Here is an 18,493-nt window from a genome sequence, read left to right on the forward strand (position 1 = left end):
CTCTCATGACTGCAACACAATCCGGCACGGCAATGCCGCAGATCGACGTCGCCATCATCGGCGCGGGTTTCGGCGGTCTCGGTGCCGCAATCCGACTCGAGCAGGAAGGACGCGGCGACTTTCTGATCTTCGAGCGCGACACCGCCGTCGGTGGAACGTGGCACGTGAACACCTATCCCGGTGCGCAGTGCGACATCCCGTCCGCGCTGTACTCCTTCTCGTTCGCGCCCAACCCGGACTGGACGCGGCTGTACCCGCTGCAGCCCGAGATCGAGGCGTACCTCAACGACTGCACCGACAAGTTCGGGATCCGGGATCGAATCCGCTTCGGTCACGAGGTACTGGACGCAACCTGGAACGACGAGCAGGCCCGATGGGTGGTGCGGACGAGTGCAGGAACGTGGTCGGCGCGCATCCTCATCGGAGCCCTCGGACCGTTCAGCGAGCCGGCCACACCCGAGATCGAGGGCCTGAAATCGTTCCGAGGCAGCGTATTCCATTCGGCGAAGTGGGACCACGAGCACTCCGCCAAGGGGCGACGCATCGCCGTCATCGGCACCGGAGCATCTGCGGTCCAGTTCGTTCCGCGTCTGGCCCCCGAGGCCGCACACCTGACTCTGTTCCAGCGAACGCCGACATGGATTCTTCCGCACCCCGACCGGCCGATCTCCGAATCCGGCAGATCCGTGCTCAGGAAGTACCCCCGGGCCCAGCGGGCCATGCGCCGCGTGTTCGATCTGTTCCAGGAAGCGTTGGTCCCCGGACTCATCGGCCATCGCTCGTTGCTGGCACCGCTCACGGCCATGGGGCGTGCCCACCTGCGTCGCCAGGTGAAGGATCCTGTTCTTCGCGCGAAGCTCACGCCTGGTTACGAATTCGGCTGCAAGCGACCTACCTTCTCGAACAAGTTCTATCCCGCACTGTGCCGAGAGAACGTCACCGTGGAGACCACCGGGATCGCTCGAATCGTGCCCGAGGGCATCGTCACCACCGACGGGACGCTGCACGAGGTCGATGCCATCGTCCTCGGCACCGGCTTCACCGTCTCCGGCCATTCAGGCTTCCGACGCATCGTCGGCCGCGATGGAAAGTCGTTGGCAGACAAATGGCCCGACGGTGAAATGTCGTCGTACCGGGGTACGACGGTGCACAACTTCCCGAACTTCTTCATGCTGCTCGGCCCCAACTCGGTGGTGTACACCTCACAGGTGGTCACCATCGAGGCGCAGGTGAACTACATTCTCGCGGCGTTGCGCGCTATGGACTCCCACGCGATCGCCTCGCTCGAGGTGAGCATGCGTGCGCAATCGGCATTCGCCGAACACACCGACCGCACGCTCGCGGGTTCGGTGTGGAACTCCGGCGGGTGCAGCAGCTACTACCTGAGCCCGTCGGGCCGAAACGTGACGTACTGGCCCGGTTCGGTGCGTAACTTCACCCAGCGTATGGCCACGATCGAACTCGGCCATTACCACTGGCGCAGTGCAGATGTGCGTCCCGATACCGAACTCGTGACGTCCGAGGACCTTGCATGAAGAACCGTATGGAACTGGCCGGGAAAGTGGCGTTGGTGACCGGTGGAGCGCGTGGAATCGGAGCCGCAACGGTCGCGGAATTGGTATCCGCTGGAGCCTCGGTGGCAGTGGTGGATCGAGACTTTCCGCCGGACGCCGTGAGTTCGGAACGGATCCTGCTGCTCACCGGCGACGTCACCGATCCCGACGCGATGGCAGACTGCGTCGCCGCGACGGTGAGCACGTGGGGCCGTCTCGACATCGTGATCGCCAACGCCGGCATCACACCGCCGCCCGCCACGATTCGGTCGATCGACCGCGCGGTCTTCGACTCGGTGATGGCCGTGAACTTCGGCGGTGTGCTCAACATCGTGCGGGCCGCAGCCGACGAGATCGTGGCGAGCGGGGGTCACATTCTGCTCGTATCATCCTGTGCCGCATTCACTCCCGGCATGGGTGGGTCCGCGTACATGGTGAGCAAAGCGGCGGTCGAACAGCTCGGTCGCGCCCTGAGGATCGAACTCGCCGCCGTCGGAGCATCGGCCGGCCTTGCCTACTTCGGTGTGGTGGATACCGATCTCGCACGCCACACTCTCGACAACGATCCGATGGGCCGGCGAATCGGCGAATTTCTTCCGTGGCCGCTGAGCAGGCGATTGCCCTCCCAACGCGCCGCGAAATTGCTGGTCCGGGCGGTGGCCACGCGTCGGGCACGGCTCGTCGCGCCTGCCGTATGGACGCCGTACTTCTGGTTCCGCGGAGTTCTCAATCCGGTTCTGGAACGCAGGCTCGTCCGGGACCGTCGAGTTGCGGGCATCATCCGTGATCTGGAGAAGACACACGCCCACTGACTCTTTCCTGCCTGGGCTACTCGCGCTCCCCGTCCACGCTGGGTACGTCACTCATCGGGGGCAGAGGTCGTGCGCACAGATCCTGGGCATCGTCGTCGGGCACTCCCAGCGCAAGCAGCACGCTGTATGCCATCGCGTCGACGGCCTGCGCGTCGTCACGATCCGGCTGCTCGAGCAGTAATTGGCCCAAGCCGAGAAGTGCGCCTGCCACGAGCGCCAGGGACAGCTGGATGTCCGGTACGCGGAAGTACCCTGCGTCCACTCCGGCTCCGATGTCCCTCGCCGCTCGGGGACCCAGACCGTGCTGCGAAGTGATCAGTTCGGGGCCGGAGTGAATGAGCACCCGGCTCAGTTCCGGTTGCAGACGGAAGAGGCGGCCGGAGATCCGAAACGATCGAGTGAACGCATCGGCCGGATCGGCATCGACGTCGGTCAGCGAATCGAGATACATGCCCAGCAACTCCAGGGCACCGTCTACTGCAGCCTGGAACAGCTGGTCCCGACTCTCGAAGTGGTTGTAGAAGGAACCCATGCCCACATCCGCGGCCTTGGTGATCTCCGCAATCGGCACGTTCAGTTCCCCGCTGGCAATGAAGCCCTGCGCGGCGGAAATCAACGCACCACGCGTCTGGGCTTTGCGACGCTCGAGTCGATTGGGGGTTTGGGTCATGTTCCCTACTCGATTCTCCACTGGACGACGCTTTGACTCTTCCTCACCGCTGACGAATTTGTCAACACTATTGACTGATGATGCAGTCATAGGTGACGATAGTGTCACCAACGAGGGAGGGCTTCATGGGACACGACGTCGACGGCCACAAGGACATGCATGTGGACCAAGGCGCACTCCCCGGCGAGCACCCCGGTCGCGCGAAAGATCCGATCATCAAGGTTCGAGACATCGCCTGGCTGGAATTCCGCAAGCCGGATCTGATCAAGGCAGAGGCTTTCGCCGTTGCCTTCGGTTTCACCGTCTCGCTGCGCACGCCGGACGAGATCCACCTCCGCGGCACGCAGGTCGGCGCACCGTGTGTGATCATCCGGCGGGGTAAGCGAACACGCTTCGTCGGTGCCGCTTTCGCCGCGGCCGACGACGCGGACCTCGTGACACTGGCCGAAGCCACCGGGCAGCGGGTGCAGCGTCTACCCGACACACTCGGAGGCATAGCGGTCACTCTCACCGACCCTGGCGGACAGCCGGTCCAGGTGGTGTCCGGGTACACCGAGCATCCCGAACTACCGGGCCAGCAAGCGCACACCTACAACTTCGGCGACCCGTGTCACCGACTGAACGCGACGCAGCGGCCACCGCGTCAGCCCGCCCGAGTCCAGCGCCTGGGACACGTGGTGCTCCAGCGCACCGGCTATCTCGAGAATCTCGACTGGTACCTGCACCACCTCGGCCTGATCGTCAGCGACTTCCTCTACTACGACGGCCAGCGTGATCGTGGTCCGGTGATGAGCTTCATCCGCTGCGACCGCGGCAACACTCCGTCCGATCATCACACTCTCGCAATGACTCTCGGCCCGTCCAACCGATACGTGCATTCCGCGTACCAGGTGTCGGATCTCGACGCCATCGCCGCGGGCGGCGAGTACCTGACCCAAAGCGGGTACCGACATTCGTGGGGTATCGGCAGGCATATCCAGGGCAGCCAGATATTCGACTACTGGCGTGATCCCGACGGCTTCCTGGTGGAACATTTCAGCGACGGCGACATGTTCGACAACTCCCTCGAACCCGGCTGGGCCCCGATGACGGCATCCGGCCTGGCCCAGTGGGGACCGCCTGCGTCGAAGGACTTCCTCGGAATCGCCCCCAGCAGAGCGTCATTGCACGAGCTGAAGTCGATCCTCTCCTCGCTACGCAATGACAACGAATTCGACACCGAACGCCTTCGCGGCCTGATGAAAGTGGCATCCTCATGAGCATCGCTGTACTCCGCACCGCCGACGCCTGGTGGGTCGAGACCCCCGCCGGCGCATCCCGCATCGACACCTCCGCGGTCACCACTGCCGAGCTACTCGCCGATCGGGCGGCCATCGAGTCCGCGCGCAACGCTACCGATGTCGTTGCTGTGGAGACACTGTCGTTGATCTCGCCGGTGACGGCTCCCTGCCGCGTCATGGCGAACATGACCAACTACGTCTCCCATGTCAAGGACTCGGGGATGAACCCCGAGACGGTTCCGCTGACGTTCTTTCGGAAGACCTCCGGTTCCATCAGCGGACCCACCGGCGACGTGATCAAACCACCGCACGTGAAGCTGCTCGACTACGAGATCGAGATCGGCCTGGTGTTCGGCAAGACGCTCACCGTCGGAACCAAGGTCGACGCCTCCAACGTGGCGGACTACGTCGCCGGGCTCGTGATCACCAACGACGTCTCGGCCCGCGATGTTCAGCTGCCGAAAACTCAGTTCTACGAGGGCAAGTCGTATCCCACCTTCACTCCGGTCGGACCGCGCCTGGTACTTCTGGAGGCCGGTGAGTTCGATCGGTTCGGTGAACTCGCATTGACGCTCCGGGTCAACGGCTCCGTGCGACAGGACAGTACGGTCGCCGATATGATCTACCGTCCGGTCGAATCGCTGAAGGCGCTGAGCAAGTTCCAGCGCCTCGACGCGGGTGATCTGCTGCTCACCGGCACTCCCGGCGGTACTGCGTTGAAGGCCCCCGCCAAGCCGATCGAAATGATCGGATCGTTGGTTCCGCCGTCGGTCAAGTGGAAGGTCTTCTTCAAGAAGCAGGCCAAGAATCCAGCGTTCCTCAAGGACGGCGACGTCCTCGAACTGACCTGCTCGACTCCCGACGGAGCCCTCGATCTGGGTGTCCAGCGCACCCGGGTCTCCTACCGATGACCGGTACCGAGTCCGACGGCACTCACTTTCCGGTGGTGATCGTCGGCGCCGGTCCGACGGGGATGACCGCTGCATTGCTGCTGGGCCGGTACGGCGTGCCCTGCCTCGTGCTGGACAGGTGGGAGGACGTCTACCCTCAGCCGCGCGCCGTGCACCTCGACGACGAGGTGTACCGCATCCTCGGCGATCTGGGCCTGGCCGAGGACTTCGCCGCCATCTCCCGCCCCGGTCGAGGACTGAGATTGTGCGACAACACTATTCGCACGCTTGCCGAGTTCGAGCGAGATCCCGACGATCGACCACACGGTTACCCACAGGCCAACATGTTCGATCAACCCGATCTCGAACGTCTGATGCGGAACCACATTTCGCGATTCGACTGCGTGGAGATGCGCGGCAACTGCGAGATCACCGACGTGCAGAACCTGAGGGACTCGGTTCGGGTCCGGTACGACTCCACCGAGGACGGAACCCCGCACTGGGTGACCGCCGACTACGTCCTCGGCTGCGACGGGGCGAACAGCATCGTGCGGGCATCCATCGGGTCGAAGATGCAGGACCTCGGGTTTGCGCAGCGATGGTTGGTGGTCGATATCGCCACCGATGCGGAGCTCGATCAGTGGGACGGCGTGCACCAAGTGTGTGACTCGGAGCGCTCGGCGACGTACATGCGCATCGGCATCAGCCGCTATCGCTGGGAGTTTCGACTACGCGACGACGAGACCATGGACGCCTACACGGACTTGGCGTCGATCCGTCCCCTGATCGCGCCGTGGCTCGGAGCTGTGGACGATCCCGACATGGAGCTGATTCGCTGCGCCGAGTACACCTTTCGGGCACAGGTCGTCGACCGGTGGCGCGATCGCCGGGTCTTTCTGCTCGGCGATGCCGCACACTTGACGCCGCCGTTCATCGGGCAAGGGATGGGCGCAGGGCTGCGAGATGCGCGGAACCTGATCTGGAAACTCGTCGGCGTGCTCGACGGGCATCTGCAGGAGACCTCGCTCGACAGTTACGAGACCGAGCGAAGGACCCACGCCAAGCAGATGATCGAATTGGCAGTGGCGATCGGACGGGCCATGACCGGCGGCAGCCGGCTCACCGGCATCCTGCGCACGAACATCGCACCTGCTCTCGGCTACCTGCCGTTCGTCGGAGCCAAGGTCACCGCCAGCACCACACCGGCACTCGCTCGATCGCAGTACGTTCTGCGTTCGCCCGTGCCGGTCCGCACGCTGGCCGGAAAGCTCTGTCCCAACAGCCCGTTGGACAACGGAATGCGCGTGGACCGCCTCGCACCGGGGAAGTTCATGTTCGTCTCGTCGACGCCCTTGGCCAGCGGGCACCGTCGAGAGATCGAACGTCGGGGGGCCGTCGTCGTCGAGGTGGCGGCATCGTCCGATCTGGGAGTCTGGCTGCGCAGCAGGCACGCTGTCGCCGCGATCGTGCGACCGGACCGCACGGTCATGACGTCGGGCACCTCGGTGCCGTCGATGCACACCCAGGTGCCGACCACTGCTTATCGGACGAGCACATGCCCAGAACCCGTTGCGACGAAGCCGAGGCCCACTCGCACAGCAACCAAGAGGCGTAGATGAACACTGCAATTGTCACCGGAGCGACGTCCGGTATCGGTGAGGCCGTCACCGAGGTGCTGATCGCTCGCGGCTACCGCGTCATAGGAACGAGCCGCAACAGCTCCTCGGTGGTCGACCCCATACCCGGTGTCGACTATCGCGATCTGGATCTCACGGACCCGGCCTCGATCCGAGCGTTCGTGGACGGCCTCGCCGACACCACGGTGGACGTGCTGATCAACAATGCAGGCGAAAGCCAGTGCGGTCCACTCGAAGAGCTGCCCATCGAGGCCATCACCCGCCTCTTCCAGCTCAACGTCTTCGGAGCGATCGAGTTGACCCAGGCCGTACTGCCGGGCATGCGCGATCGTGGCAGCGGAAAGATCGTCAACATCGGGTCGATGCTCGCAAGTTTTCCGCTGGCCTACCGTTCGTCGTACGCCGCCACCAAGGCGGCCATCAAGGGGTTCGCCACGGCCGCGCGCTACGAGCTCAAGCCCTACGGAATCGACATCACCACAGTCGAACCCGGCTCCATCGCCACCGGGCTCTCGGCCCGTCGCACCAAGTACTGCGGCCCGCATTCGCCGTACCTTCGCGACTTCACCACGGTGATCTCGCAGCTGGACGCCAAAGAGGCCGAGGGGATCACGGCCGAGACCGTCGCCCTCACCGTCCTCAGAGCCGTCGAGGACAAGAAGACGCTGCCCATCTACGCGGTCGGCAGCAATGCTCCGGCGGTGTTCTTCGCCCAGCGATTGCTTCCGCGCACAGTGCTCGAACTGTTCACGGCCCGTGCCTACGGACTTCCCAGCAAGCGGCCGGTGAACTAGCGGAACAGGTTGGCGACGAACGGAATCGTGTCGGCCTGCGACTGGACGAAGGCCCCACTGTGGTCGGTGTTGTAGGCCCTGAACGTCACCGGCTGACCGTTGGCCGTCAGACGTGCGACGTAGGCCGCGGTGGTCGGAAACGGAACGTCGATGTCCTGCAGGCCGTTGCCCATGAAGAAGGGCTTGTCGAAACCGGTCTCGGGCATCGCCATGTACTCGTCGAGCACGGCGGTGAAGTTCGGCAGACCGGTCAGTGGCGCGGTGAAGAAGTCGCCGATCGTCACACCGTCGAGTTGTGCCTCGAAGTCCGATACGCACGTCGTCTCGGCCAGGTCTGCGTACTTCTTCCCGAGCGGGGTCAGGATGTCGTCCAGCCCGAGCTCGGGATGCGCGTAGCGCAGTGACGCGCCGATGTACGCGACGTAGGCGGTCAGGCCCGACGGCAGTTCCACCGGCGGAACGCCGGGTCCACCGATCGAGAGCAACTTCTCGATGTACGCGGGAGTTCCGGTACCGACCGCCCCGCGGTAGTCGAGATCGGGGCCGCCGAATTCGGTCGCGTATCGAGCGGTGTAGATCGCTGCGCCACCGCCCTGCGATTGGCCGACGGCCACCCAGGATCGTGAGAGGTCCTCGCTGTGGTTGCGGCCCGCCTTGACCATGTCGACCACGTTGTGAGCCGTGGTTCGACCGTCGAGATAGGTCGGCAATCCGGGCGTTCCGAGGCCGGCATAGTCACTGGCGACGACGGCGTAGCCCTGCGCGAGCCAGTTCGCCAGGTACGGCAGATCCCGCTCGGCGTAGGACGGACCGATCAGCGACGGCGCACACGTGTCGCCGAGCCCGGAGGTGCCGTGGGCCCACGAGATCACCGGCCAGCCACCCTCCGGCGCAGTGCCCGGCGGAAGGAACACGGTGCCGGTGCTCAGCGCCTTCTCCCCGAAGGTGTCGGTGGTGACGTAGGTGAGCACCTCGGCCGAGACCGCGCCGGGAATCCAGAGATCGCGATCGAGATCGCGCGTCGAGACGACGTCGCCGATCTCCTGAGTGATCGCCGGTGCAGCGGAAGCAGGTACGGCCAGCAGCGCCGTCATCATGCTCGACGCGACAGCCGCGGTCACTGCGAGGGCACCGATCCGACGCCGAGAGGTCACTGGGTCTCCATTTCGTTCGAGTGTGCGAAGCCACCGCGTTCGTCGATGCGCGCCACCTTGTAATACACGACCGCTCCGATCCATACGACGAAGAACGTGCCGACGACGAGTTGGCCGGCCAGATTGAGATCGACGACGGCCAACGCGTCCCACAGTCCGCCCGTCAGCTCGAACTGCTCGGCGAGCAGGGTCAGCAGCTGCACCGTGCCGATCACCAGTGCCACGAAGACGGACAGTCCCGTCATCGTCATGTTGTAGTAGATCTTGCGCACCGGCGTCACGAATGCCCAGCCGTAGGCCTTGGACATGAAGATGCCGTCGATGGTGTCCATGGTGGTCATGCCCGCGGCGAACAGAACCGGGAGCGCGATGATCGCCATCGGCGGAAGTCCCCCGGCCATGGCCGTCGTGCCTGCGATCGCGAGCAGACCGACCTGAGTGGCGGTATCGAAGCCGAGACCGAACAGCAGACCCAGCGGGTACATCTGCCACGAGTGGTTGATCATCTTGTCGTAGCGGCCCCGGAACAGTCGATTCATCAGCCCGCGCTTGGCCAGCAACTCGTCGAGACCGGCTTCGGTGTACTCACCTCGCTTCGCGCGTCGCCAGACTCCGACGATTCCCGCGAGCACTGCGATGTTCAACGCCGCGATGAGATACAGGAAAGTTCCGGACACCAGCGTGCCGATGATGCCACCGACTCCGGCGAACGCGTCCTGAAACGCCGTCGCCTGCGACGCGACGAAGGCGATGGCGGCCACGAAGACGAACACAACCGTCGAATGTCCCAGCGAGAAGAAGAGCCCGACGGCCAACGGCCGCTTGCCCTTCTGCAGCAGAAAGCGGGTGGTGTCGTCGATCGCTGCGATGTGATCGGCGTCGAACGCGTGCCTGAGGCCGAGGGTGTATGCCAACACGCCTGCGCCGGCGTAGACGAGCGTGCCGTCGGCTCCGGTGAGGTTGTGGATGCTCGGAATGGAGTTGTAATGCGTGAACAGCCCCCACCCGATCACGTGCAGAGCGACGACGAAGCCGGCCATGGCCAACAGCCGAGGGATCTCGTCGAGAGTGAATCGACTCTGCCGTCTGCCGAGCTCGACAGGCGATAGTTGGGTCGTCATTCAGACATTGTGGCCGACATCGAGGATTTGCTCTTCCTAAGGAGCGCAGGTGCGCTGAGTGTCCACTATTTGTGTCCGCAGGCGGGATCGCGATCGGTGAAGCGAATTGTGGACGCTCAGGTCAGTGCGACACGCCCAAGGCCCCCAGCGCCATCGCTCGCAGCACCGGACGAGCATTGCGCGACGGGCTGCGTCCCGCACTGTAGGGCGTCGAGTTGATCAGGCCGAAGACCGCGTGCGCTGTGGTGCGAGCATCGGCCTCGTTCAACTCCGGGTCGACGGCACAGAGCACCTCGACCCACAGTTCCACGTACTCACGCTGCATTCGGCGCACCTTGCGTCGGGCTCCCTCGGGGAGGCTTTGCAGGTCGCGATCCTGGATGCGAATGAATGCCGGTGTCTCGAAGGCGAAGTCGAGATGGAAATCGACCAGGGCCTGCACCGTGTCCGCATCGACGTCACGGGATCCGATCACGTCGCGACCGCCGTCGAGCAGATACTCCGAGATCCCGACCATCAGCTCGACGAGTACGGCCTCCTTGTTCGGAAAGTGGCGATAGACGGCCGGTCCGCTGATTCCGACCGCCGCGCCCAGATCCTCGAGCCGCACCGAGGTGAACCCGCGCTCGGCGAACAGCGATGCTGCGGCGTCGAGCAACTGCTGTCGCCGCTCGGCCTTGCGCTGCTCGCGCACCGTCGTCGGCCTTGCCTCCAGCTCCTGCACGGGCTCCCCCTCGACTCTGGACTCTCAGTTAATCGTAGTTTACTATGATGTCAGTTATCAACCATTAACTGAACTCCTGTGACACCGGCGTCCAACCCCTAAGGCGTGCACCTCATGGCAATCGATATTGCTGCCAACCGGGCAGATCACGAGCTCCTCACCAACGAGCTGGCAGAACGGCTCGCCGCGGCGGCGCTCGGCGGCAGCGAGAAGTCTCGGGAACGGCACATCGCCCGCGGCAAGCTGCTCCCCCGCGACCGCGTCGACGAGTTGCTCGATGCCGGCAGCCCGTTTCTAGAGATCGCACCGTTGGCCGCCAACGGTCTCTACGACGACGAGTGCCCCGGTGCAGGAGTGATCGCCGGCATCGGACGTGTCTCCGGACGCGAGTGCGTGATCATCGCCAACGACGCCACCGTTAAGGGCGGCACGTACTACCCGATGACGGTGAAGAAGCATCTGCGCGCGCAGGAGATCGCACTGCAGAACACGCTGCCGTGCATCTACCTCGTCGACTCGGGCGGCGCGTTCCTCCCGCGTCAGGACGAGGTCTTTCCCGACCGCGACCACTTCGGACGCATCTTCTTCAATCAGGCGACCATGAGCGCCAAGGGAATTGCGCAGATCGCCGCCGTCATGGGTTCGTGCACTGCAGGCGGTGCCTACGTGCCGGCGATGAGCGACGAGGCGATCATCGTCAAGAACCAGGGGACCATCTTCCTCGGCGGTCCGCCACTGGTGAAGGCCGCGACCGGCGAGGTCGTCACCGCAGAAGAACTCGGCGGTGGTGATCTGCACTGCAAGATCTCCGGCGTCACCGACCATCTCGCCGAGGACGATCGGGACGCGCTGCACCGCGTGCGCCGCATCGTCTCGACGCTCGGACCCCGGACCCAACGGCCGTGGGACATCGTCGCCACGCGTGAGCCCATCACCGATCAGAGCGAGATCTACGACGTCGTCCCCACCGATCCGCGCACCCCGTACGACGTGCGTGAGGTGATCACCCGCGTTGTCGACGCAGGCGAATTCGACGAGTTCAAGGCCGAATACGGCAAGACGCTCGTCACCGGATTCGCCCACCTCCACGGCCATCCCGTCGGAATCATCGCCAACAACGGCGTCCTGTTCGCCGAATCTGCCATGAAGGGCGCACATTTCATCGAACTGTGCGACAAGCGCAGCATCCCGCTCGTCTTCCTGCAGAACATCTCCGGCTTCATGGTCGGTCGCGATTACGAGGCAGGCGGCATCGCCAAACACGGAGCGAAGATGGTCACCGCGGTCGCCTGTGCCCGGGTCCCCAAGATCACCGTCGTCATCGGCGGTTCCTACGGTGCCGGCAACTACTCGATGTGCGGCCGCGCATACTCTCCGCGCTTCCTGTTCATGTGGCCCAACGCGCGTATCTCGGTGATGGGCGGAGAGCAAGCGGCGTCCGTGCTCGCCACGGTGCGCAGCGAGCAACTCGACGCGGCGGGAAAGCCGTGGAGCGAGGACGACCAGGAATCGTTCAAGGCTCCGATTCGTGATCAGTACGAAAGGCAGGGCAACCCCTACTATTCGACGGCCCGCCTGTGGGACGACGGCATCATCGATCCGGCGGACACCAGGCAAGTTCTCGGACTGGCCCTCTCGGCGTGCGCAAACGCGCCGCTCGAGCCGGTCTCCTACGGCGTTTTCAGGATGTGACGACAGATGACCACGATAGACACCATTCTGATCGCCAACCGCGGCGAAATCGCCGTACGGGTGGCACGAACACTGCGCCGCATGGGAATTCGTAGCGTCGCCGTCTACAGTGACGCCGACGCCGATGCCCGCCACGTCCGTGAGGCCGACACGGCCGTGCGGCTCGGACCGGCCAGCGCTCGCGAGAGCTATCTCGACATCGGCAAGGTGATCGCGGCGGCGAAAGCCACAGGAGCACAGGGCATTCACCCCGGCTACGGATTTCTTTCCGAGAACTCCGAGTTCGCCTCCGCCTGCGCCGAAGCCGGAATCGCCTTTCTGGGGCCTCCCGCGAAAGCGATCGAAGTGATGGGCGACAAGATCACGGCGAAGGCCGCAGTCAGCGCATTCGGTGTGCCCGTAGTCCCGGGAATCTCTCGCCCGGGCCTCACCGACGCCGATCTCATCGCCGGCGCGCCGGACGTCGGCTTCCCGGTGCTCGTCAAGCCCTCCGCCGGTGGCGGCGGAAAGGGTATGCGGCTCGTCGAGCGCGCCGAGGACCTTCCCGCGGCATTGACCAGCGCTCGCCGTGAAGCGGCGTCGTCATTCGGTGACGACACCCTCTTCCTCGAACGATTCGTGTTGCGGCCCCGGCACATCGAAGTACAGATCCTCGCCGACGGACACGGCAATGTCATCCACCTCGGTGAACGCGAGTGCAGCCTCCAGCGACGCCATCAGAAGGTCATCGAAGAAGCACCGTCACCGCTGCTCGACGAACAGACCCGGGCGCGCATCGGCGAGGCCGCCTGCAACACCGCCCGCAGCGTGGACTATTCCGGTGCCGGCACAGTCGAATTCATCGTCTCGGCCGACAGTCCCGACGAGTTCTTCTTCATGGAGATGAACACTCGGCTCCAGGTCGAGCATCCGGTCACCGAGATGGTCACCGGCCTCGACCTCGTCGAGTGGCAGGTTCGGGTGGCATCGGGCGAGCCTCTGACTCTCGAGCAGGACGACATCACGCTTACCGGGCATGCGATCGAAGCGCGCGTCTACGCCGAGGATCCCGGACGCGGATTCCTCCCCACCGGCGGCACCGTCGTCGGATTGCGTGAACCCACCGGCTCGGGAATCCGCGTCGACTCCGGACTTGCCGTCGGAACCGAGGTGGGCAGCAACTACGATCCCATGCTCTCGAAGGTCATCGCGCACGGACCCGATCGCGCGACCGCACTGCGCAGCCTCGATCGGGCGTTGGCCGACACCGCGGTACTCGGGGTCGTCACCAACATCGAGTTCGCACGGTTCCTGCTCGCCGACAACGACGTTCGCGACGGCAATCTCGACACCGGCCTGCTCGACCGTCGCGTCGAGCATTTCGCAGCCGCCCAGGCGACCGACGAGGCATTGATCGCCGCCACCGCAGTGGAGTGGCTCGACACGTGGCAGTCGGCGGGCCAGGACATCTGGGCAACTCCATCAGGGTGGCGAGTCGGAACGCATGCTCCGTTCCACCGTCGACTCGCGTCGGGAGGTCGGACGGCGCACGTGTCCATCACGGGACCCCTCGGTGCGGCGACAGTCGTCGTCGACGACGGATCGCCGCGCACCCTCCGCGCAACGGGCACCGAAGATTCCGTGAATATCGTCGTCGACGGCCTACGCGAATCGATGACCTTCGCCCGAATCGGCTCGGCTACCTGGATTTCCAGCTCCCGCGGCACCTGGCGAATCGATCGGATTGCCGAGGCGAGCGTCCGCGCAGACGATGTCCACTCCGGTGACGCCGAGATCCTCTCGCCGATGCCGGGTTCGATCATCGCGATCGGAACCGACTCCGGTAGCGCCGTCACCGCAGGCACGGCCATCGTCGTCGTCGAGGCGATGAAGATGGAACACACCCTGACCACCCCGATCGACGGCACGGTCGAACTCACTGTCGCAGTGGGGGATCAGGTCCGCGTCGACCAGATCCTCGCCCGAATCGTTCCCACCCACACCGAAGAGGACCAGCCATGACCGATCACCTGTCGTCGTCGAATCTGCCCGACGAGTACCAACAACTGGTCAAATCCGTTGCCGACTTCACCCGCACGGTCGTCGCACCGGTCTCGGCGAAACACGATGCCGAGCACTCGTTTCCGTACGAGGTCGTCGCCGGGATGGCCGAGATGGGCCTGTTCGGTCTGCCGTTCCCCGAGGAGTACGGCGGTATGGGCGGCGACTACTTCGCCCTGTGCCTGGCACTCGAGGAGCTCGGCAAGGTCGATCAGAGCGTCGCCATGACGCTCGAAGCCGGCGTCTCGCTCGGTGCCATGCCCGTCTACCGTTTCGGAAACGACGAGCAGAAGCAGCAGTGGCTGCCCAAGCTCACCGCAGGCAAGGCCCTGGCCGCGTTCGGTCTGACCGAGCCCGGCGCCGGCAGCGACGCGGGCGGCACCAAGACCACCGCAAAGCGCGACGGTGGCGACTGGATCATCAACGGCAGCAAGCAGTTCATCACCAACTCCGGCACCGACATCACCGAGCTCGTCACCGTCACCGCGGTGACCGGCGTCGACGAAGCGACCGGACGCAAGCAGATCTCCTCGATCCTCGTCCCCACCGACACTCCCGGCTTCGTCGCAGAGGCGGCCTACAACAAGGTCGGCTGGAACGCGTCGGACACGCACCCGCTCAGCTTCACCGATGTGCGCGTGCCACAGGAGAATCTGCTCGGGCAGGAAGGCCGTGGATACGCGAACTTCCTGCACATCCTCGACGAGGGACGGATCGCCATCGCCGCAGTGTCGGTCGGTGCCGCGCAGGGTTGCGTGGACGAGAGCGTGAAATACGCCAAGGAGCGTGAGGCCTTCGGTGCCCCGATCGCGCGCAACCAAGCGATCTCGTTCAAGATCGCTCGCATGGAGGCCCGCGCCCACACCGCGCGAACCGCGTACTACGACGCAGCGGCATTGATGTTGGCGGGCAAGCCGTTCAAGAAGGCCGCGTCCATCGCCAAGCTCGTCGCCTCCGAGGCGGCCATGGACAACGCGCGCGACGCCACGCAGATCCACGGCGGCTACGGCTTCATGAACGAGTACGTGGTCGCTCGCCACTACCGCGACAGCAAGATCCTCGAAATCGGTGAGGGTACAACCGAGGTGCAGCTGATGCTCATCGCCCGGAGCTTGGGACTGTGAGCGACAAGCGCATTCGCCAGCGCGGCCTGTGGTTCGAGGAGATGGAACTCGGCACCGTCTACGAGCACCGACCCGGCCGCACCATCACCGAGGCCGACAACACGTTGTTCACCACACAGACGATGAACACCCAGGCCCTGCATCTCGACGCGGCCTACAGTGAGACAACAGCGTTCGGCCAGCGACTGGTGAACTCGATGTTCACCGTCTCGACCCTCGTCGGACTGTCGGTGACGCAGTTGACCCAGGGCACCATCGTCGCGAACCTCGGCTTCTCGGAGGTGTCGTTTCCCAAGCCGCTGTTCCACGGCGACACCCTCTACGCCGAAACCGTGATCTCGGACAAGCGCGAATCGAAGTCTCGGCCCGGCGAGGGGATCGTGACCTTCACTCATACCGGCCGAAACCAACACGGTGACATCGTCGCGATCGCGGTTCGCAAGACGCTCGTCCGGATGCGCCCGGAGGGTTCCGCATGAGTTGGCTACCCCCTGGTCCGGCATGGCTGTTCTGCCCGGCGGACCGGCCCGAGCGCTACGAGAAGGCCGCAGCCCGAGCCGATGTGGTCATACTCGACCTCGAGGATGCCGTCGGTGCCGAAGACAAAGCCGACGCCCGCGAGTCCGTCGTGTCGACACCGCTGGATCCGGCTCGCACCATCGTCCGAGTCAACGCGCACGGCACCGACGATCAGGCCGCGGACCTCGCGGCGCTGAAGCGCACCGAGTACACAACCGTGATGCTGCCCAAATGTGAATCGGCCGAACAGATCGCGGCTCTGGCTCCACTCAATGTCGTCGCGCTGATCGAGTCCCCGCTCGGTGCGATGACGGTGTTCGACGCCCTCGCCGCCGACAACGCCATCGGTGCCATGTGGGGTGCAGAGGATCTGGTCGCAGCCATGGGTGGCAATTCGAGCAGGTACTCGGGCGGGCAGTACCGCGATGTGGCACAGCATGTTCGGTCACAGACGCTGCTCGCAGCCAAGGCCCGGGGGCTGTTCGCATTGGACTCGGTGTTCCTCGACATCCCCGATCTCGACGGTGTCCGCGTCGAAACCGAGGACGCGGTAGCCGTCGGCTTCGACGGCAAGGTGGCCATTCACCCGAGCCACATCCCGGTTATTCGCCAGGCCTATGCGCCGACTGACGAGGACATCGAATGGGCGACGGCCGTGCTCGACGCGGTGGCGCAGAACCGCGGCGTCTTCACCTTCCGAGGTCGGATGGTCGATGCCCCGGTGCTGGCGCATGCTCGACGCATCATCGCAAGACGGCCGTCGTAGACCGGCGCGAATCACTGCACTGCGTCGACGACCGTCCGGGTCGCGTCGGCAACGAGGGAATTCATAGCGGGTGAATCCTCGACGCCAGAGGTCGTCGCGCTGAGAACGACCAGCAGGATCTTCTGCCCGTCCGGTCCGAGTAGCAGTCCGGCATCGTTGGAGACGCCATAGCTACCGGTGCCGGTCTTGTCTGCCGAGGTCCACTGTTCGGGGATTCCGGCGCGGAACCGGGCCTCGGAAGTCCGGGTGTCGGCCATCCACGCCAGCAACTGATCGCGCGAGGCCGGCGTCAGTACGTCGCCGTCGAGCAGAGTTCGGTAGCCGGCGGCCATCGAGTTCGGTGTCGTGGTGTCCCGTGGATCGCCAGGTACGGCGGTGTTGAGTTCCGGCTCGACGCGATCGAGCCGGAATTCGGTGTCGCCCAGCGACCTCGCGAACTCGGTGAGAGCCGCTGTTCCACCGGCCTCGCGGATCAGAAGATTGCCGGAGGTGTTGTCGCTCTCGGTCAGCGCGGCCGCCGCCAGATCTGCGATCGTGACCACGGAGCCTGGTTCCCAATCGACTGCGGACTCGGGCACCTTGTCTTCCGCGGTGATCGTTCTGGTGTCGGTCAGCTGCAGTTCTCCGGCATCCACAGCTGCTAGAACTGCGCCGACGGCATACACCTTGAACGTAGAGCAGAACGCGAACCGTTCGTCGCCGCGATATGTCTCGGTCGCACCGGAGACGAGATCGATGGCACTGACTCCGAGACGGGCGGTCTCTCTTGCCTCGAGTTCGAGATAGTTCCGGTCGGTCGACGCTTGCTCGGTGGCGGACTGGGCTGTGCTCGTGTCGGGTCGTGGTGGTTCGGTGACGGTCGTCGAGGAACAGGCAACGCCAGCGGTCAGCGTCGCCATCGCGATCAGGGTGATCAGTCGGGTGGATGTCGAAATTCGCATGGGGTCAGCCGACCACAGAACCTTCGATAGGCAGCTACCGGGCCAGCGAGTGCGAGACGACTGCGGTCACACATCACCCAGAATCGCAGTGGCCTACTGCACGGACACAAAAGCGGCGATCTTCCGCGACCGATACGGGCCTCGCCGATCAGTGCCGTGCTCTTCGGAGTATCCACATCGTTCCGGCGGCGAACAGGCCGGCAGCGACACCGATACCCATCCACTGGACGATCGATAGGCCCTGCGGGTAGTCCGCGGCGGCACGCTCGTCCGCTGTCACGGCTCGGGGTTCTCCGAACTGCTTCAGCGTCGCAGCCCGGGTGAGTTCGTTGGTGGAGAGCGTTGTTGCCGAGCACATTGTTACCGACCACGGTGCGTCCTGTGTGTCGTAGGTGCCGGCGAAGACGAGGTACTCCTCTTTCAGGTCGAAGCCGGTTCCACACGCTGCGCTGTCACGTGCAGTGGACAACGTCGTCTTCGCGCCGACGTCGCCACGGAATATCTCGCGGACATCGAAGTCGTAGTAGACGGTGAAACCTTCTCGCCGCTCGGCGACCGCCGTTCCGGTGAATACAGCGTTGTCCCCCGAGGAGAAGTCCTCCAGTTGCTGTTCGGCTTGCGTTCCGTCTGTGTTGTAGGCACACGAGCAGGCATGAGCGACGCCCGGCCGAGCGAACGTCAGTGCCACGCTGAGCGGCGCGACCAGAACAACGGCCAGAGCCCCGCGAATCACCCGCTTCATCCCGAACGGCCTCGCACTACGCTCCACACCGCCG

Annotated in this window: 17 protein-coding genes; 11 read left to right on the forward strand and 6 right to left on the reverse strand. The window is 64.7% G+C overall.

From position 1 onward, the window contains the following. Nucleotides 1–5 precede the first annotated feature (5 nt). On the forward strand, nt 6–1,535 hold the full coding sequence (locus tag MTX34_RS23310) for an NAD(P)/FAD-dependent oxidoreductase (RefSeq protein WP_243610980.1): 1,530 nt from the start codon (nt 6–8) through the stop codon (nt 1,533–1,535). After that, nucleotides 1,532–2,365, forward strand: coding sequence for an SDR family NAD(P)-dependent oxidoreductase (locus MTX34_RS23315; RefSeq protein WP_243610981.1), 834 nt, complete (start codon nt 1,532–1,534; stop codon nt 2,363–2,365). Before MTX34_RS23310 ends, MTX34_RS23315 begins: the two co-directional genes overlap by 4 nt. Nucleotides 2,366–2,381: 16 nt before the next feature. On the opposite strand, the gene MTX34_RS23320 is transcribed toward MTX34_RS23315, so the two are convergent. Beyond that, a complete protein-coding gene (locus MTX34_RS23320) occupies nt 2,382–3,035 on the reverse strand; it encodes a TetR/AcrR family transcriptional regulator (protein ID WP_243610982.1) in 654 nt (217 codons plus the stop codon). 125 nt (nt 3,036–3,160) lie between these two features. Between MTX34_RS23320 and MTX34_RS23325 the strand changes: the two genes are divergently transcribed. From MTX34_RS23325 to MTX34_RS23340, 4 genes are read left to right on the forward strand one after another with little or no spacing between them, the layout of a single operon-like run. Then, complete coding sequence (locus MTX34_RS23325; protein ID WP_243610983.1) at nt 3,161–4,294, forward strand: VOC family protein; 1,134 nt, start codon at nt 3,161–3,163, stop codon at nt 4,292–4,294. Next, entirely contained in the window at nt 4,291–5,226 is a 936-nt protein-coding gene (locus tag MTX34_RS23330) for a fumarylacetoacetate hydrolase family protein (protein WP_243610984.1), read from the forward strand. The genes MTX34_RS23325 and MTX34_RS23330 overlap by 4 nt, the downstream gene beginning before the upstream one ends. Then, nucleotides 5,223–6,824, forward strand: a complete 1,602-nt coding sequence (locus MTX34_RS23335; protein ID WP_243610985.1) for a bifunctional 3-(3-hydroxy-phenyl)propionate/3-hydroxycinnamic acid hydroxylase — start codon at nt 5,223–5,225, stop codon at nt 6,822–6,824. The genes MTX34_RS23330 and MTX34_RS23335 overlap by 4 nt, the downstream gene beginning before the upstream one ends. Next, nucleotides 6,821–7,636, forward strand: a complete 816-nt coding sequence (locus MTX34_RS23340; RefSeq protein WP_243610986.1) for an SDR family oxidoreductase — start codon at nt 6,821–6,823, stop codon at nt 7,634–7,636. Before MTX34_RS23335 ends, MTX34_RS23340 begins: the two co-directional genes overlap by 4 nt. On the opposite strand, the gene MTX34_RS23345 is transcribed toward MTX34_RS23340, so the two are convergent. The 3 genes from MTX34_RS23345 to MTX34_RS23355 form a co-directional block, all read right to left on the reverse strand. Continuing rightward, the gene (locus tag MTX34_RS23345) at nt 7,633–8,733 is read right to left on the reverse strand and encodes a lipase family protein (protein ID WP_243611015.1); all 1,101 of its coding nucleotides are present in this window, start codon (nt 8,731–8,733) and stop codon (nt 7,633–7,635) included. The two genes, MTX34_RS23340 and MTX34_RS23345, sit on opposite strands and share 4 nt — an antisense overlap. Before the next feature lie 53 nt (nt 8,734–8,786). Further along, nucleotides 8,787–9,911 (reverse strand): HoxN/HupN/NixA family nickel/cobalt transporter, encoded by a 1,125-nt coding sequence (locus MTX34_RS23350; RefSeq protein ID WP_243610987.1) that lies wholly within the window; start codon nt 9,909–9,911, stop codon nt 8,787–8,789. A 121-nt stretch (nt 9,912–10,032) separates the two neighbouring features. Then, nucleotides 10,033–10,635: a TetR/AcrR family transcriptional regulator gene (locus MTX34_RS23355; protein ID WP_308198558.1), complete on the reverse strand. Its 603-nt coding sequence runs from the start codon at nt 10,633–10,635 to the stop codon at nt 10,033–10,035. 114 nt (nt 10,636–10,749) lie between these two features. Between MTX34_RS23355 and MTX34_RS23360 the strand changes: the two genes are divergently transcribed. The 5 genes from MTX34_RS23360 to MTX34_RS23380 are packed head-to-tail and all read left to right on the forward strand — an operon-like array spanning nt 10,750 to nt 16,776. After that, on the forward strand, nt 10,750–12,327 hold the full coding sequence (locus MTX34_RS23360) for a carboxyl transferase domain-containing protein (protein WP_243610988.1): 1,578 nt from the start codon (nt 10,750–10,752) through the stop codon (nt 12,325–12,327). Between the two features lie 6 nt (nt 12,328–12,333). Continuing rightward, nucleotides 12,334–14,328 (forward strand): acetyl/propionyl/methylcrotonyl-CoA carboxylase subunit alpha, encoded by a 1,995-nt coding sequence (locus tag MTX34_RS23365; RefSeq protein ID WP_243610989.1) that lies wholly within the window; start codon nt 12,334–12,336, stop codon nt 14,326–14,328. After that, on the forward strand, nt 14,325–15,491 hold the full coding sequence (locus tag MTX34_RS23370; protein ID WP_243610990.1) for an acyl-CoA dehydrogenase family protein: 1,167 nt from the start codon (nt 14,325–14,327) through the stop codon (nt 15,489–15,491). The genes MTX34_RS23365 and MTX34_RS23370 overlap by 4 nt, the downstream gene beginning before the upstream one ends. A 41-nt stretch (nt 15,492–15,532) precedes the next feature. Beyond that, entirely contained in the window at nt 15,533–15,970 is a 438-nt protein-coding gene (locus MTX34_RS23375) for a MaoC family dehydratase (protein WP_243611017.1), read from the forward strand. Further along, complete coding sequence (locus tag MTX34_RS23380; RefSeq protein ID WP_243610991.1) at nt 15,967–16,776, forward strand: CoA ester lyase; 810 nt, start codon at nt 15,967–15,969, stop codon at nt 16,774–16,776. The genes MTX34_RS23375 and MTX34_RS23380 overlap by 4 nt, the downstream gene beginning before the upstream one ends. 11 nt (nt 16,777–16,787) lie before the next feature. On the opposite strand, the gene bla is transcribed toward MTX34_RS23380, so the two are convergent. Both bla and MTX34_RS23390 read right to left on the reverse strand, forming a co-directional pair. Continuing rightward, nucleotides 16,788–17,717 (reverse strand): class A beta-lactamase, encoded by a 930-nt coding sequence (bla, locus tag MTX34_RS23385; RefSeq protein WP_243610992.1) that lies wholly within the window; start codon nt 17,715–17,717, stop codon nt 16,788–16,790. Between the two features lie 148 nt (nt 17,718–17,865). Next, nucleotides 17,866–18,459, reverse strand: coding sequence for a hypothetical protein (locus MTX34_RS23390; protein WP_243610993.1), 594 nt, complete (start codon nt 18,457–18,459; stop codon nt 17,866–17,868). Between the last annotated feature and the right edge of the window lie 34 nt (nt 18,460–18,493).

Origin of the sequence: Rhodococcus sp. ARC_M5 (assembly GCF_022810405.1) — a bacterium.
GTDB classification, from domain to species: Bacteria; Actinomycetota; Actinomycetes; order Mycobacteriales; family Mycobacteriaceae; genus Rhodococcoides; species Rhodococcoides navarretei.

What these genes read in the sequence shown, in the direction of transcription:
- MTX34_RS23370 (WP_243610990.1), top strand. Translation starts at nt 14,325, where the DNA reads ATGACCGATCACCTGTCGTCGTCGAATCTGCCCGACGAGTACCAACAA.
- MTX34_RS23325 (WP_243610983.1), top strand. Translation starts at nt 3,161, where the DNA reads ATGGGACACGACGTCGACGGCCACAAGGACATGCATGTGGACCAAGGC.
- MTX34_RS23340 (WP_243610986.1), top strand. Translation starts at nt 6,821, where the DNA reads ATGAACACTGCAATTGTCACCGGAGCGACGTCCGGTATCGGTGAGGCC.
- MTX34_RS23335 (WP_243610985.1), top strand. Translation starts at nt 5,223, where the DNA reads ATGACCGGTACCGAGTCCGACGGCACTCACTTTCCGGTGGTGATCGTC.
- MTX34_RS23380 (WP_243610991.1), top strand. Translation starts at nt 15,967, where the DNA reads ATGAGTTGGCTACCCCCTGGTCCGGCATGGCTGTTCTGCCCGGCGGAC.
- MTX34_RS23375 (WP_243611017.1), top strand. Translation starts at nt 15,533, where the DNA reads ATGGAACTCGGCACCGTCTACGAGCACCGACCCGGCCGCACCATCACC.
- MTX34_RS23390 (WP_243610993.1), bottom strand. Translation starts at nt 18,459, where the DNA reads ATGAAGCGGGTGATTCGCGGGGCTCTGGCCGTTGTTCTGGTCGCGCCG.
- MTX34_RS23365 (WP_243610989.1), top strand. Translation starts at nt 12,334, where the DNA reads ATGACCACGATAGACACCATTCTGATCGCCAACCGCGGCGAAATCGCC.
- MTX34_RS23315 (WP_243610981.1), top strand. Translation starts at nt 1,532, where the DNA reads ATGAAGAACCGTATGGAACTGGCCGGGAAAGTGGCGTTGGTGACCGGT.
- MTX34_RS23345 (WP_243611015.1), bottom strand. Translation starts at nt 8,733, where the DNA reads ATGATGACGGCGCTGCTGGCCGTACCTGCTTCCGCTGCACCGGCGATC.
- MTX34_RS23310 (WP_243610980.1), top strand. Translation starts at nt 6, where the DNA reads ATGACTGCAACACAATCCGGCACGGCAATGCCGCAGATCGACGTCGCC.
- MTX34_RS23350 (WP_243610987.1), bottom strand. Translation starts at nt 9,911, where the DNA reads ATGACGACCCAACTATCGCCTGTCGAGCTCGGCAGACGGCAGAGTCGA.
- bla (WP_243610992.1), bottom strand. Translation starts at nt 17,717, where the DNA reads ATGCGAATTTCGACATCCACCCGACTGATCACCCTGATCGCGATGGCG.
- MTX34_RS23360 (WP_243610988.1), top strand. Translation starts at nt 10,750, where the DNA reads ATGGCAATCGATATTGCTGCCAACCGGGCAGATCACGAGCTCCTCACC.
- MTX34_RS23330 (WP_243610984.1), top strand. Translation starts at nt 4,291, where the DNA reads ATGAGCATCGCTGTACTCCGCACCGCCGACGCCTGGTGGGTCGAGACC.
- MTX34_RS23320 (WP_243610982.1), bottom strand. Translation starts at nt 3,035, where the DNA reads ATGACCCAAACCCCCAATCGACTCGAGCGTCGCAAAGCCCAGACGCGT.